Raw genomic sequence first — 14349 nt, forward strand, 5'->3', positions numbered from 1 at the left:
GCGGGCAGGCGGCGGGCGGCGGTGCGGAACGTTCCGTGGGGCTGGGCGGGGGTGCCCTCGGAGCGGGGGAAGAACTCGTACCAGGAGCCGAACAGGGCCCGTTCCCGCTCCACCAGCAGCGGCAGTGGTTCGCAGGAGGTGACCAGTTCCCGCAGGGGGTGACGGGTCAGGACCTCGTTCACCTCCGGCGCCAACGCCGCCGCCAGCCGGGAGGACGCGGGCCTGGCGGTGTCCCGCAGCGCGTCCACGGCGGCGCGGAGGGTGGCCCGTCCGCTCCCGCCCTCGGGGATGTCGTCGGCGGCGCGTTCGTACAGCCGCGCGCCCTCCTCCAGGACCAGCTCGGTGTCCATACCGGCCGGGATCTTGATGCGGGCATGATGGCGCCAGGTGGTGACCGGGTCGCCCCAGCCCTCAACGGCGTAGGACCAGACGCCCTCGCTCGGTACGGAGACGGTGGCGCCCCAGCGGTCCGTGCCGGGGGCGAGTTCGCGCATCGGGGTCCAGCCGGCCGGGCGGCCGTCCGGGGCCGTCAGCACGACATTGGCGGCGACCGCGTCATGGCCCTCCCGGATGACGACGGCCGAGATCTCGAAGGCCTCGCCCACGACCGCCTTCGCCGGGCGGCGGCCGTGGTGGACGGTCGGCCGTACGTCGATGACCGGTATGCGCCCGATGGTGGGGGCGCCCGGCGTCCGGGGGGTCTTGGGGGGTGGCGTGGCCGGCGCGGGCGGACCCGTGCGCGCCGGGCGTGCGGGGCGTGCGACGGTGCTCTGTGGTGTGGCGCTGGTGGTACTGGTCGTCGGGGGTGGTGACGAATCGTGCGTGGCGGGCATGACCGCTCCTGTCCGCGTCAACGTGGGTGGGCGGATAAGGGTGTGGGGAGATGGGGCCAGCGGGACTACCGGTGGAGCCTTCCCACACAGTGCGGGTGGGCATTCCGGCACTTTGTTAACTACTCACGCGTATGTCTACACACAAGACCGGCCTCGTCCGAAAGGGGCGAGGCCGGTCACTGTAGTCGCTCTCGGTAAAGAGACCTTCACCTCCGGTGTTACGGACTCCTACGACTGGTCGACTTGGAGAAGCCTGTTCGGGGAGCCCGCCTTCCTGTCCTTCACTTTGCCCGAAACCGCTCGCTCAACCAGGGCCCTGCCCACCTCGGCCGGTGACGCCCTCGGACGGTCGGCCAGATACAGGGCCGCAGCGCCCGCCGCGTGCGGGGCGGCCATGGACGTACCGGAGTGGGTGGCCGTGCCGGTGTCGCTCCGGTGGGACGCGGACGGCACGGACACACCGGGGGCGAACAGGTCCAGGCTCGGGCCCCAGTTCGAGAACGCGGCGCGGACGTCCTTCCTGTCGGTGGCGCCGACGGTGATCGCCTGTTTCACACGGGCGGGTGAGGAGAGGCTCGCGGCGAGCCCGTCGTTGCCCGCCGCGACCGTGTAGGTCACCCCGGACGCGATGGAGTTGCGTACGGCGGCGTCGAGCTGGGCGTTGCTCCGGCCGCCGAGGCTCATGTTGGCCACGGCCGGCTTCACGGCGTGCCCGGTGACCCAGTCGATGCCCGCGATGACCTGGGCCGTCGTCCCCGCGCCCGCGTCGTCGAGCACCCGTACGGCCACGATCCGGGCCTTCTTGGCGACGCCGTGGACGGTGCCGGCGACGGTGCCCGCGACATGGGTGCCGTGGCCGTTGCCGTCCTGCGCGGTCCGGTCGTTCTGGACGAAGTCCCAGCCGCTCACGGCCCGGCCGCCGAAGTCCTTGTGCGTGACCCGTACGCCGGTGTCGATCACGTACACGGTGACGCCCTTGCCCGCCGACCGCGGCCAGGTGTAGCTCCTGTCGAGGGGCAGGTCCGGCTGGTCGACGCGGTCCAGGCCCCACGCGGACGGGTTCGGCTGCCGGTGCCCGCTCGGGGCCCGGTCGTAGGTCACCTTGGTGTCCTGGACGACCGAGGCGACACGGGAGTCCGCCGCGAGACGCCTGGCCTCCGTCTCGTCGGCGATCACGGCGTAGCCGTTCAGGGCGGTGCCGTACATATGGCGTATTTCCGCCCCGTACTTCGCCGCTATGCCCTTTCCGGCCGTCGACGGGGCGCGGGTGCCCGCCCTCAGGGTCACGATCCAACTGCCGTCGACGGAACCGGGATCACCGACTCCCTGGACGAGCCCCTCCGGGGCGGCCTGCGCGGGCAGGGTGACGGCCGAGAGCACCGCGGCGGTCAGGACCGCCGTGAGCCCTCCCGCCCAGCGCACACGCCTGATTCTCGCCTCTCCCGGATGACCCATGTGTGAGAACCCCCTCCTCGAACCGGGTACCGCCACGGGGCAGCCTCTCGTGCGGGGTGAAGTGCCACAAGGCCGCACAGAGGGGTGGAACCGGCCATATCGGCTGTGGGGTCCGGGGGTGGTGCGGCCGGGTTGCCGCTGCCTCGGGGTCCGGCTGCGGCGAATTCAGGACTGAACGCCCGGGAATGGACTGCCCGGCGGGGCGGCCGGGGTACGGATGCGCCGTAATCGCATACCGGGGGACGCCCCGTGGTTACCGGGCCCCCGCGCCGCTACCGTCGGGGGTGACGAACGGCGCACAGCGGAGTGCGTCCCCCCGGCCCGTACGTCCTGGCGCGAAGGTGGAACCCTCTGTGAAGGCCATCCGCAGATTCACCGTCCGACCCGTCCTCCCCCAAGTCCTGCACCCGCTCAGCGAACTGGCGCGCAATCTGCGCTGGTCCTGGCACGCGGAGACCCGTGACCTCTTCCAGTCGGTCGACCCCGAGCGCTGGGCCTCCTCCGGCGGCGACCCCGTGCGCCTGCTCGGCTCCGTCCCCACCCGGCGCCTCGCCGAACTCGCCGAGGACCGGCGCTTCCTGCGCCGGCTGACCGCCGCCGCCGACGACCTGCGTGACTACGTCACCGGGGACCGCTGGTACCAGGCGCAGTCGCAGGGCCAGGGGCAGGGCCAGGCGTCCGAACTCCCGGCCGCCATCGCCTACTTCTCGCCCGAGTTCGGCATCACGGCCGCGCTGCCGCAGTACTCCGGCGGCCTCGGCATCCTCGCCGGCGACCATCTGAAGGCGGCCAGCGACCTCGGTGTCCCGCTGATCGGCGTCGGCCTGCTCTACCGGCACGGCTACTTCCGGCAGTCCCTGTCCCGCGACGGCTGGCAGCAGGAGCACTACCCGGTGCTCGACCCGCACGAACTGCCCCTGGTGCCGCTCCAGGAGGCCGACGGCTCGGCGGCCCAGGTCGGCCTGGCACTGCCCGGCGGACGCCGGCTGCACGCCCGGATCTGGCAGGCCCAGGTGGGCCGGGTGCCGCTGCTGCTGCTCGACTCGGACGTCGAGGAGAACGACCCCGGCGAACGCGGCGTGACCGACCGGCTGTACGGCGGTGGCAGCGAACACCGGCTCCTCCAGGAGATGCTGCTCGGCATAGGAGGTGTCCGGGCCGTACGTACGTACTGCCGCCTCACCGGCCACCCCGGCCCCGAGGTCTTCCACACCAACGAGGGCCACGCGGGCTTCCTCGGCCTGGAACGCATCGCCGAACTCCACGACGAGGGACTGGACTTCGACGCCGGTCTGGAGGCGGTCCGCTCCGGCACGGTCTTCACCACCCACACCCCCGTCCCCGCCGGCATCGACCGCTTCGACCGTGAGCTTCTCGCCCGCCACTTCGGCCCCGACGCCGAGCTGCCGCGCATCGACGTCGGCCGCATCCTGGGGCTCGGCATGGAGACGTACACGGGCGGCGACCCGAACGTCTTCAACATGGCGGTGATGGGGCTGCGGCTCGCCCAGCGCGCCAACGGCGTCTCCCTGCTGCACGGGCAGGTCAGCCGGCAGATGTTCTCCGGACTGTGGCCGGGCTTCGACCCGGACGAGGTGCCCATCACCTCCGTCACCAACGGCGTGCACGCCCCCACCTGGGTGGCCCCGGAGGTGTTCCGCCTCGGCGCCCGGCAGATCGGCGCCGAGCGCACCGAGGACGCCATGAGCGTCGGCGGCTCGGAGCGCTGGGACGCCGTCGGCGACATCCCCGACCAGGACATCTGGGAACTGCGCCGCGACCTGCGCGAACAACTGGTCGTCGAGGTGCGCGAGCGCCTGAACGCCTCCTGGCGGCAGCGCGGCGCGGGCACCGCCGAACTCGGCTGGATCGACGGCGTCCTGGACCCGGACGTCCTGACCATCGGCTTCGCCCGCCGCGTCCCCTCCTACAAACGCCTCACCCTGATGCTGCGCGACCAGGACCGCCTGATGGATCTGCTGCTCCACCCGGAGCGGCCGGTGCAGATCGTGATCGCGGGCAAGGCGCACCCGGCGGACGACGGCGGAAAGCGCCTCATCCAGGAACTGGTGCGGTTCGCCGACGACCCGCGCGTGCGCCACCGGATCGTGTTCCTTCCCGACTACGGCATGGCGATGGCGCAGAAGCTGTACCCCGGCTGCGACGTCTGGCTGAACAACCCGCTGCGCCCGCTGGAGGCGTGCGGCACGTCCGGCATGAAGGCCGCGCTGAACGGCTGTCTCAATCTGTCCGTCCTGGACGGCTGGTGGGACGAATGGTTCCGGCCGGACTTCGGCTGGGCGATCCCCACGGCGGACGGCACGGCGACGGACGAGGACCAGGACCGCCGGGACGATGTGGAAGCGGCGGCCCTGTACGAGCTGCTGGAACAGCGGGTCGCCCCCCGCTTCTACGAGCGCGGGCAGGCCGGTCTGCCCGACCGCTGGATCGCGATGGTCCGCGAGACCCTGACGCATCTGGGTCCGAAGGTGCTGGCGGGCCGCATGGTCCGGGAGTACGTCGAGCGTCTGTACGCCCCGGCCGCCCGCGCGCACCGCTCGCTGGTCCCGGACGTGGCCCGCGAGCTGTCCGAGTGGAAGGCACGGGTGCGGGGGGCCTGGCACCGGGTGAGCGTGGACCATGTGGAGACCTCGGCGGCACCCGCCGGTACGGCCGCCGAGCTGGGCGCGACGCTGGGCCTGCGCGTCCGGGTGGGCCTCGGCGATCTGGTCCCGGACGACGTCGAGGTCCAGGCGGTCTCCGGCCGTGTCGACACCGACGACCGCATCACGGACGCGACGTACGTCCCGCTGAAGCCGGTGAGCGGACCCGACGAGGAGGGCCGCTGGGTCTACGAGGGCCCGCTGTCCCTCGACCGCACCGGCTCCTTCGGCTACACGGTCCGCATCCTCCCGTCCCACCGCCTGCTGGCCTCCACCGCCGAACTGGGCCTGGTGACGGTGCCTTCGGAGGAGCTGGGGGAGGGGGCGGGGGTGTTGCTGCGGTAGGGGTGGCTTTGTGGCTGCGCCCCGTACAGGTATGGCCTGTGCGGGGCGTCCGCGTATCTGCGGATCTGGCCAGCCGCTTGACCGGAACGGTGCCCTGACCCCCGTGCGTCCGATCACGACGCGTAACGGCTCGCCGAGCGCTATTGCTGCTACTTGGCCTGTTCTTGTCGTGCAGTCATCTCGCTGTGTGGAGGTGGCGCCTGAAGGTTGCCGAACACGGGACTTATGGATCCTGGTGGCGCTGACTGCGGCCTCACAGGAACCTGCAATGTCGGCAGCAAACCTGAGCACATCAAGAACAACCCCGACGGAGTCTTGCGTGGCAGCGGTGGGACGACCAAGAAGAGCAGTGGCACCGCGAGAACTAGCAGTACCGGACAGACAATGGTCAGCGGTAGCGGTGAGGTCCTCTCATGCGCCTACGGCCGCTGTTGGAGTAGCAATGTCGGGCCCACCGACGCAGAAGAGAGTTTCGGCAATTATGTCGGCAGCCTCCTGAGTAATGGTGACTTCTGGTCTGGCCTTCTTGAAACCGTGGGAGGTTCTCTCTGGGGTGGCGCGGGACTTGCGGTTACGGCATCCGGAGTAGTGGAGTGCGGCACCGGAGTCCTTTGCCCCGTAGGTGCAGGACAGGTAGTGGTGGGCGGCACCATGACCGTCAGCGGCGCTGCGATGGCGACGTCCGGCTCCGACAAACTCGGAAAAGCCTTCCGGGAAGCAGACAGTTCGAGTTCCAGATCCCTGGAAAAAGACGAGGCTGGAGATCTCGGGGCGAACTGGAGGCCCAATGATCCCTCCAGGATCACGGGTAGTAACGGATGTGAAGAATGTGCCGTTGAAATTCAATCCAAGATCGGCGGGGATCGGATGAGGATTACCGACTCTCTTGGTGCCCCCGTTTTGGGGAAATATCGAGGGCGGGACACGAATTGGGCACATCATGATGTGGTTCTTCGGGAGGGTAGAGTGTACGACGCCTGGACTGGCCGTCAAGGCGAACCCCTGGAAGAGTATATGTCTCGATGGCAGTACCGCGAGTACCTGAAAATGTCCCCCAGTCCGTACAAGCCGTGAGGGATGAGATGAAGCTTGAGCTGCTCTTGTCGGATATTCAACGTCGCCCTGATTCTTATGGTATGAAAGGTGGCTACAGGGAATATGTGGCTTTCCTGAATGGGGCTAATTCGGCATTGGATGGAATGCTGCTGACCGGCTTTTCTGCTCATCTGGCAGCTAAGCTGGGTGCTGGTCAAAATCTATACTGGGCGCTACTTGTTGCGCAGGGTGCGCTGGCCCCGCGTGCGATCAACGATCTTGATGAAATTCGACAGTGGGAAGAGGGGGGGGTTATTGATTTACTGTTCAGGGAATTGAGTGAGTTCGTGGGTCAGCGAACCTAGCGGCATCATGAACGAGACATGACCCCCATCGCGGCCGCCACTTCAAGCCCTAGCTGTATTGACCCGCAGGGTTGTTTACACGGCTGATCGGTGGCTGGCCTGCGAGTGCGGTGTGCCAGCGGTGGTGGTTGTAGGTGTGCAGGAAGTCTGCCAGGGCCTGGGTGCGTTCGGTGTTGCTGGTGTAGGGCTGCAGGTAGGCCCATTCGTTGGCCTCTGTGCAGTGCGTTCCTTAAGGGTTGTCCCGTAAATGATCTTTGGCGTGCTGGGTGACCTGCTGGTTTCTGTGTCACCCGGCAAGGACGAGGTTGTGCAGGCGGGCGATGCCGAGCATGGCGTGGTGGACACCGTCGCCCTTCAGGCGGCAGTCGCGCAGGATCTTCCAGCCCTTCATGCGGGCGAAGACGTACTCGACGCGGGCGCGGACTTTGCGGTGGGAAGTGTTGTGTTCCTCCTTCCAGGCGGGGAGTTCGGCCTGGCCTTTCTCGCGGCGGTGCGGGATGACCAGGCCGGTGCCCCGGTAGCCGCCGTCCGCGATGACGGTGGTGCGGCCCACGGCGTCTTTCGCGCCGGAGAGGTCCCATGCCTTGCAGTCGTTCCGGTTGCCGGGCAGCGGCCGGCCGACCGCGACGACGAGCCGGGTGTCGGCTTCGATGACGACCTGGTGGTTGGTGGAGTACCGATAGTTCTTCGACTGCTCGGCGATGGTGTGGTCGCGGGTCGGGACCAGGGTTCCGTCCACGATCAGCACGGTGTCCTTGCGGAACTGCTTGCGCTGCTGGAGCCCGAGCGACGGCCCGAGGTGGTCGATGATGCGCTCCGCGGCGACTTCGACACCCCGAACAGCGGAGCCAGTTGGCGCAAGGTCAGGTTCGTCCGCCAGTAGGCGGCGACCAAAAGCACGCGGTCCTCCAGTGGCAGGCTCCAGGGTCGGCCCTTGCGCACCGGGTCCGCACCCTCACGCCGCAGAGCGGTGACCAGCTTGCCGAACTGGCGCGGACTCAGCCCGGTGAACGGGGCTATCCAGACACCTCACGGCGCCAAGCCGTCAAGTCGGGGCAGCGGGCACGAGCTCACTGTTCGATTTCGAGGGCCCTGCCGGTGGTCATCAGAGAGCGTCCCTGGTGTGGCCTCGTGCGAAGTCCCATGGGGCGGGTGCGTTGGCGGCCGCGTACTCGTCTGCGATGCCGAAGACGCTCCCGCATCCTGGGCATTCCGACTGGCCGAACAGGTGCGTCAGACCCCAGGCGAGCCGTTGCTGGCCATCCCGTACGGCCGACTCGTGCAACATCCTCCCGGTGCCGGTCAGCTCGTGCGGGACGGCTGGCCGGAGCGGGACCTGGTGGACATCCCCCAGATTCCAGTCTCGGATCGAGGAGTAGCAGCCGTAGTCGCCGACCGCGATCGTCACCGGTGCGTCGCAGTGCGGACAAGCGACAGTGACGAAGGAATCGGTGAAGTCGTCCAGGGCCTCGAACCACAAGGTCTGGCCGTCGAACGCCAGCATGGCCCGTAGCCGGCTCAGGTAGATCTTCCCGTCTAGGCCAGACCGCAGCCGGGCGGCGGCCAGGGCGCGAAGCTCGGCCAAGGTCTCCGCACAGCGGGCGACTTCTTCGTCGGCGCCGTGAGGTTGAAGGAGGCCACCCGCTATGGCTCCGGCCAGATCGAGCGCCCAGTCCCCGGCGCCCTCGGTCTTCGCGATGTCCGCCAGCTGCGGCAGTGCGGCGATGCTCGCCGGGGTGATCGTCCCCTGGTGGCACAAGCGCCCCCAAAGCCAGTCAATGGCCTCCTGGTCACGACCGATGGCTCGGTCCAGCAGTCCGGGTATCGCGTGTGCCGGGCCGTAAGCGTCGTGAAGTGTGGACCAGTCGATCATCCGGTGATTCAAGCACGCTGCGGAGCGACCTCCGGGGGCGGTGAGTCGTGAGCGGGATCACCTACGCCACCGCCAATGCTGGGGCCTGCGGCGGGCGGGAATGCGGTGCGTTCATCGAACAGATGACGGTTCTTGAGGCAGTGGTGGAGCTGGCCCAGCATCCGGTTGAACAGATTGCGCTGGCCAGCGGCGTGCCAGTCTCCGTGGTCGTCACGTCGCCGCCGGTAGTGGGCTTTGGCACCGGGCGAGGCAGTGATCGCTGAGAACGCCCAGAGGTAGCCGGCGTGGTTGAGTCGGTCGTTCTTCACCCATCGTCTGGTGATGCTGGACTTCTTGCCGGAGGCCCGGGTGACGGGTGAGGCGCCCGCGTGAGCCTTCAGGCCGCGGGCATCCGCGAAGCGGGAGCGGTCGTCTCCGATTTCGGCCAGCACCCGGGCGGCAAGCTGGATACCGAGGCCGGGAAAGCTGAGAATAATTTCGGAGTCCGGGTGCTGCGGAAACGCCTCCTCGACGGCCCGGGCGAGGTCGGCGGCGGCGGTGCAGGCGGCCGTGAGCCGAGGAGGGCGAGCGTCTGCTTGCCGAGCGCGTCCTCGACAAGCTCGGGCTGACGGGCCCAGTCGGTGCGGAATGCCTCGCGCAGCCGCTCGACGTCCGACTCGATGCCGCGCTTGCGGCCCGCACGCTTGAGAGCCGCCGTAATCTGGGTGCGAGTCAGGCTCGCGGCTTTGGCCGGTGTCGGCGCGAGCTTCATCAGCTCGCGGGCCTCCGGTCGGCACAAGCCGTTGTCCCACTTGGCGAAGGCCTCCAGAGCGGCGGGGTAGTACTCGCGCAGCAGGGAGCGGAACTGGTTGGCGACCTGCTGCCGGTTCCAGACCGCGTCCTGCTGAGCGCGGGCCAGTACGGCGATGGCGCGGGCCAGGTCGCTGTCGTTCGGCAGCGGCCGGTGGGCATGCATATCCGTGCGCAGGATGTTCGCCAGGACCAGGGCGTCGCCGGGGTCGGACTTCTTGCGGGAGACCGCGTGCCGGTCGCGGTAGCGGGCGGCAGCCATCGGGTTGATCGCGAACACCTTCCGCTTGCCTGCCCGCAGCACCGCGACCAGCAGACCGCGGGAGGTCTCGATCGCGACCGGAATCGGGGTCTCCTCCGTGTCGTCGTACTCGGCCAGCAGGTCCATCAGGCTCCTGTAGCCGGCCGCGTCGTCGGTGATGTGTGTCGCTTCGCAAGTAGCTGGCCGGTGTCGTCGACGTCGTGTGTCCTCTCGGCCCAGTCGATGCCGCAGTAGATCAACCTTTCCTCCCCAGAGGTGCGGTGTTTGCGCTGGTTGCGAGCGCATGCGGGCCACGCAGCGACCTAATTCCAGGACTCGACCATCCGGTCGGTCCGCCACCTCACTAGTCGTTCGTGGCACCAGCGCACCCCACGGGCCCCGGTCTTCTCGGGAGCTCTGACGGCTCTGGAGTATCAGGAGGTCACCGTGCGGCGGGCTCGCACCACCAACACCAACGAGTGATCAAACGGACAGTGTTGACGGTGGTGGCGACCTCGAAGACACCGAGCGCCGCCGCTCTGGATAAAGGGATCGAGTGCCCGGACGGCTCCAGGCGTACGGTCGGTGCCCGCGAGGCTGCCACCACCTGCACTGTGGAAGGCCGGGATGACAGGGCATCGGCCCCCGGCGCTCGAACGGACTGGTGGCAACCCCCGGCTCCCACAGCCCGTCACCACGGGAATTAGGAGGGCTCCGACGCCGTGATCACACCAGACCAGCACGCCTCACCCGCTATCACGCACCAACTCGTAAGTCAGGGACGCAAACTTGAATGCAGAGAAGTCCGAAAATTGCGATGCCTCGCGATTCGGCTTCACAGGCCGTACAGCGTCTGCAGATCCACCAACAGCACATCGTCGCGCCGCTTCGCAACCTCTGTCACATCTGCGTGGAACCCGTACAGCGAGAACAGCGCCAGAGTCACCCCGCTCGTGTCGTGGCCCTGCTCGGACAGCAGGTCCCGGATGCGTTCCAGCCGCTGTAGGTCACCCATCCCGCGCCGGGCCATCGTCGCCTTGGCCTCGCCCAGGAGTGCGATGCGGGCGCGCGGCGAGTGTGGGCGTTCGCCCAGGGCCAGGGCGATGACGTCGATCTCGTGTTTGGTGCGGGCCGCAGGGTCGGGGACCTCTGTCGTGCCGACGGGGCCGGGGAGGCCTCCCGGGAGAACGGTGTGGGCGTAGCGGCGGGTCCAGGTGCGGGCGAGGTCTTCGAAGTGGGGGCCCAAGATCTTGGAGTTGAAGGTGGGGAGGGACGTCTGCCAGATCTCTGCGGCATTGCCCTCATCCACGGCCGCCGCCTGGGGAAGCGTGATGAGTTGGTTGAAGCGGATCAGGGGGTCCGTGAGGGTGATGACGGGGTGGCGGGCTCGGAGAAGGTCCTGTTGGCGGTGGATGTAGCCCGTTGACTCCAGGACGTCCAGTGGGTGCGTCACGGCGTTGCGCTGGCGGCCGAGGGCGGCTCCGATCTTGCTCGGTGTGCTCGCGCCCTGTGCGATGGCGGAGAGGATGTCGTAGTACAGGGTGTGCTGGGTGATGCGGGGGTCTTCCCGCAGGAGGTACTCGGTCTCTGTGGGGGAGTAGACCGCCCGGCCCGGATCGAGCAGGGTCCGCGTCACCCATTCGTCGAAGCCGGAGTTGGGATCCGGGCGCCCGGCGAGGGCACGGTATCCGGCGGCGCCGCCCAGGACCGCGTGTACGCGGAGAGCGACGAGGGGATCGTCGATCTGCCAGTACTGCTTGCTCATGCGGAAGTCGAAGGCGCCGAGGCGTAGATCGATGACAGCGCGGCCGCGCAGGGGCTTCGTACCCGACAGCAGCTCGTGCATGACGCTCATGGCGGACCCGCACAGGATGATCCGCGCGCCGACACCCTCGTGCCACTGGTGCTCGTCATAGAGGTACTGAATCAGGCCCGGGAGTTCGGGGGAGTGCTGAAGGAGATACGGGAGTTCGTCGATGATCACGAGGGGGGTCGCAGAGCTGCGGGCCGCGACGTCCAGAGCGTTGGTCAGAACCTCTCGCCAGTCGGGCAGGTTCAGCGTGCCCGGGCGCAGGCCGGCATGTGCGGCGATCGCCTCACTGAATCGCCGTAGAGCAGGGAGGCGGCCCTCCTCCCTGACCGCGGTGACGTACAGGCCGCCGTATTTCTCGCACAGGGCTCGTAGGAGGAACGACTTGCCGTGGCGCCGACGCCCGGACACGATCCCCAGCCGCATCTCGGGTGACGGGTCGCTGAGGAAATCGGTGAGCAGTGCCCATTCCCGATCGCGGTCGACCAGCCTGCCGGGCTTGGCCGGAAGGGCTGGGTGCTGAGCGTCGCGTTCTCCCACGAGGAGACTCCTGCCTGTAGACGCGAGGATCCTGTCTAAGTCTAGTTAGACAGGATCCGTTGCAGTCTGCTGCAGCGTTGCTTCACCCCTTCGGGTCCTCCACCAGCCTGCGCAGCACCACCCCGCACCGCCGCGCGTACGCGTGCTGCAACCCCCGCGTCGCCGCCCCGCCCGCCCGTGCGTACCACTTGGCGCCGCGGCTGAAGGCCGAGACCGTCAGCCAGACGGTGCCGTCCCCCGTGCGGTCGACGATGAACGCCTCCTCGCCGGATTCCGGGTGGCCCGGCAGCGTGCCGTAGGCCCAGCCCTTGCGGCGGGGCTCGTCCAGTGTGTAGACGACGCGGCAGGGGGCCTTGATGACGCCGCCGAGGGTGACCGTCACGTCGACGCCGGGGGCCGCCTCGGGGGCGGAGGTGTGGATGCCGACGCCCAGCGCGCGGTGCATCTCCCAGGTGCGGACGGCGTGCGCGGCCCGCTCGAACACGTCCGTGCCCTCGCCTATGCGGGAGCGGACGTGGAGGGGGTTGAAGTCGGGCGGGCAGTGGCCCTCGCGGGTCGCGCCGACCGCTTCGTAGGTGAAGGGGCCCTCGGGGAGCGGGCCGTTGGTTGGGGGCATGGCGCAAAGACTAGGGCGGTACCCGGCGTCGCCTTCTCGCCGGGTACCGCCCCAGTCACCTATCCCTGCACCACCACGTCAGGTCAGGCGTTGACGTTGACCGCCGCCCAGGCCGCGTTCACCGCCGCGTACTCGGCGCTGGAGGCGCCGTAGAGGGAGGACGCCGCGTTCAGGGTCGCCGTGCGGGCGCCCTTGTAGTTGGTCGTCGAGGTCATGTACGTGCTCAGCGCCTTGTACCAGATCTGGATGGCCTTGGCGCGGCCGATGCCGGTGATCGTGGCACCGTTGGAGGTGGGCGAGTTGTACGAGACGCCGTTGATGGTCTTGGCGCCGCTGCCCTCGCTCAGCAGGTAGAAGAAGTGGTTCGCGGGGCCCGACGAGTAGTGGACGTCCAGGCTGCCGAGGGACGAGGACCAGTAGTTGGCCGAGGCGCCGTCCTTGCTCGGCTGGTCCATGTAGCGCAGCGGGGTGCCGTCGCCGTTGATGTCGATCTTCTCGCCGATGAGGTAGTCACCGGGGTCGCTGGCGTTGGCCGCGTAGAACTCGACCGCCGTGCCGAAGATGTCGGAGGTGGCCTCGTTCAGGCCGCCGGACTCGCCCGAGTAGTTCAGGCGGGCCGTGTTGGCGGTCAGGCCGTGGCTCATCTCGTGCCCGGCCACGTCCAGCGACGTGAGCGGCTTGGTGTTGCTCGTGCCGTCGCCGTACGTCATGCAGAAGCAGCTGTCGTCCCAGAAGGCGTTGACGTACGCGTTGCCGTAGTGGACACGGGAGTACGCGGCGACGCCGTTGTTCTTGATGCCGTTGCGGCCGAGGACGTTCTTGTAGAAGTCCCAGGTGACCTGGGCGCCGTAGTGGGCGTCCACGGCGGCGTTCTGGTCGGTCGAGGAGCTGGAGATGCTGCCGGTTCCCCAGGCGTCGTCGGCGTCGGTGAAGAGCGTGCCGGTCGACGACGAGGTGGCGCGGGCCTTGTTGTACGTCTTGTGGCCGCCGCGGCCGGCGTCCGTCAGGTTGTACGTCGAGCCCGACAGGGTCGTGCCGAGGGTGACCGAGCCGTTGTACTTGCTCTTGCCGGAGCCGGTCTGGACGGCCTCCCATTCGTACAGCTTCTTGCCGGTCTCCGCGTCGGTGACCACGTGGAGCTGCTGCGGGGTGCCGTCGTGCTGGAAGCCGCCGACGACCGTCTCGTAGGCGAGCGCGGGCTTGCCGCTCGCCGCCCAGACGACCTTGCGCGGGGCCTTGTCGGCCTCGGTCTTGGTGGAGCCCTCGGCCTTGGCGGCCTTCAGCGCCTGCTTCTCGGCGGTGGCCTTGGTGACGTCCGCGGTGAGGTCGGCGACCTTGACGGTGGCCTTGGTCGCTCTGGTGACGCTCTTGATCGCGCCGGCCTTGGACTCGTGGACGACCAGGTCGCCGCCGAGGACCGGGAGGCCGCCGAAGGTGCGCTCGTAGCGCGTGTGGACCGTGCCGTCGGCGTCCTTGACGACGTCACGGACGACCAGTTCCTCCTTGGCGCCGAGACCTATCTCGTCGGCGGTCTCGGTGGTGGCCGCGTCCGCCTTCTTGATCAGGGCCGTGCGCGCGGCGGGGGTGAGCGCGACCTGGGCACCGGCCGGCTTGGCCTTGTCCGCGACGGGCGCGGGCTGGGCGGTGGCGCCGGTGGTCAGGGCGGTGGTCAGCAGCGCACCGGCGGCGACGGCGGTCGCGATGGCCAGCGTGGTCCGCTGATGACGCGCGTAGAACGGAGTCACTCATGCTCCTTGGTGGGGGAGGCCGGACGACCTGGGGAG

9 protein-coding genes and 3 pseudogenes are annotated in these 14349 nt (G+C 68.8%); 3 read left to right on the forward strand and 9 right to left on the reverse strand.

What is annotated here, in order from left to right; all coding sequences use genetic code 11:
- Window positions 1-833 (reverse strand): maltotransferase domain-containing protein (locus ACWCRJ_RS38410; protein ID WP_450943643.1); only part of this gene is annotated, 833 nt, incomplete at its 3' end.
- Window positions 834-1061: 228 nt separating this feature from the next.
- A complete protein-coding gene (locus tag ACWCRJ_RS38415) occupies window positions 1062-2288 on the reverse strand; it encodes a S8 family peptidase (protein ID WP_450943644.1) in 1227 nt (408 codons plus the stop codon).
- 353 nt (window positions 2289-2641) lie between these two features.
- Here ACWCRJ_RS38415 and glgP point away from each other — a divergent pair, with 353 nt between their 5' ends.
- The 3 genes from glgP (at window position 2642) to ACWCRJ_RS38430 (ending at window position 6696) form a co-directional block, all read left to right on the forward strand.
- The gene (gene glgP, locus ACWCRJ_RS38420; RefSeq protein ID WP_450943645.1) at window positions 2642-5296 is read left to right on the forward strand and encodes an alpha-glucan family phosphorylase; all 2655 of its coding nucleotides are present in this window, start codon (window positions 2642-2644) and stop codon (window positions 5294-5296) included.
- Between the two features lie 384 nt (window positions 5297-5680).
- Complete coding sequence (locus ACWCRJ_RS38425; RefSeq protein WP_450943646.1) at window positions 5681-6370, forward strand: hypothetical protein; 690 nt, start codon at window positions 5681-5683, stop codon at window positions 6368-6370.
- Between the two features lie 8 nt (window positions 6371-6378).
- Window positions 6379-6696: a hypothetical protein gene (locus ACWCRJ_RS38430; RefSeq protein ID WP_450943647.1), complete on the forward strand. Its 318-nt coding sequence runs from the start codon at window positions 6379-6381 to the stop codon at window positions 6694-6696.
- Window positions 6697-6745: 49 nt separating this feature from the next.
- Here the strand turns inward: ACWCRJ_RS38430 and ACWCRJ_RS38435 are convergent.
- From ACWCRJ_RS38435 to ACWCRJ_RS38465, 7 genes and pseudogenes are all read right to left on the reverse strand, one after another.
- A pseudogene (locus ACWCRJ_RS38435) lies at window positions 6746-6913 on the reverse strand (IS481 family transposase); the annotation flags it as partial.
- 69 nt (window positions 6914-6982) lie between these two features.
- A pseudogene (locus tag ACWCRJ_RS38440) lies at window positions 6983-7716 on the reverse strand (transposase).
- 85 nt (window positions 7717-7801) lie between these two features.
- A complete protein-coding gene (locus ACWCRJ_RS38445; RefSeq protein ID WP_450943648.1) occupies window positions 7802-8569 on the reverse strand; it encodes a hypothetical protein in 768 nt (255 codons plus the stop codon).
- 8 nt (window positions 8570-8577) lie between these two features.
- Window positions 8578-9859 (reverse strand): annotated as a pseudogene (locus ACWCRJ_RS38450) (IS110 family transposase).
- A 575-nt stretch (window positions 9860-10434) separates the two neighbouring features.
- Entirely contained in the window at window positions 10435-11835 is a 1401-nt protein-coding gene (locus tag ACWCRJ_RS38455) for an AAA family ATPase (protein WP_450943682.1), read from the reverse strand.
- Window positions 11836-12031: 196 nt separating this feature from the next.
- Window positions 12032-12565 (reverse strand): DUF1990 family protein, encoded by a 534-nt coding sequence (locus ACWCRJ_RS38460; RefSeq protein WP_450943649.1) that lies wholly within the window; start codon window positions 12563-12565, stop codon window positions 12032-12034.
- An 83-nt stretch (window positions 12566-12648) separates the two neighbouring features.
- The gene (locus ACWCRJ_RS38465; RefSeq protein ID WP_450943650.1) at window positions 12649-14310 is read right to left on the reverse strand and encodes a M4 family metallopeptidase; all 1662 of its coding nucleotides are present in this window, start codon (window positions 14308-14310) and stop codon (window positions 12649-12651) included.
- Window positions 14311-14349 lie beyond the last annotated feature (39 nt).

This window comes from Streptomyces sp. NPDC002324 (assembly GCF_053593335.1).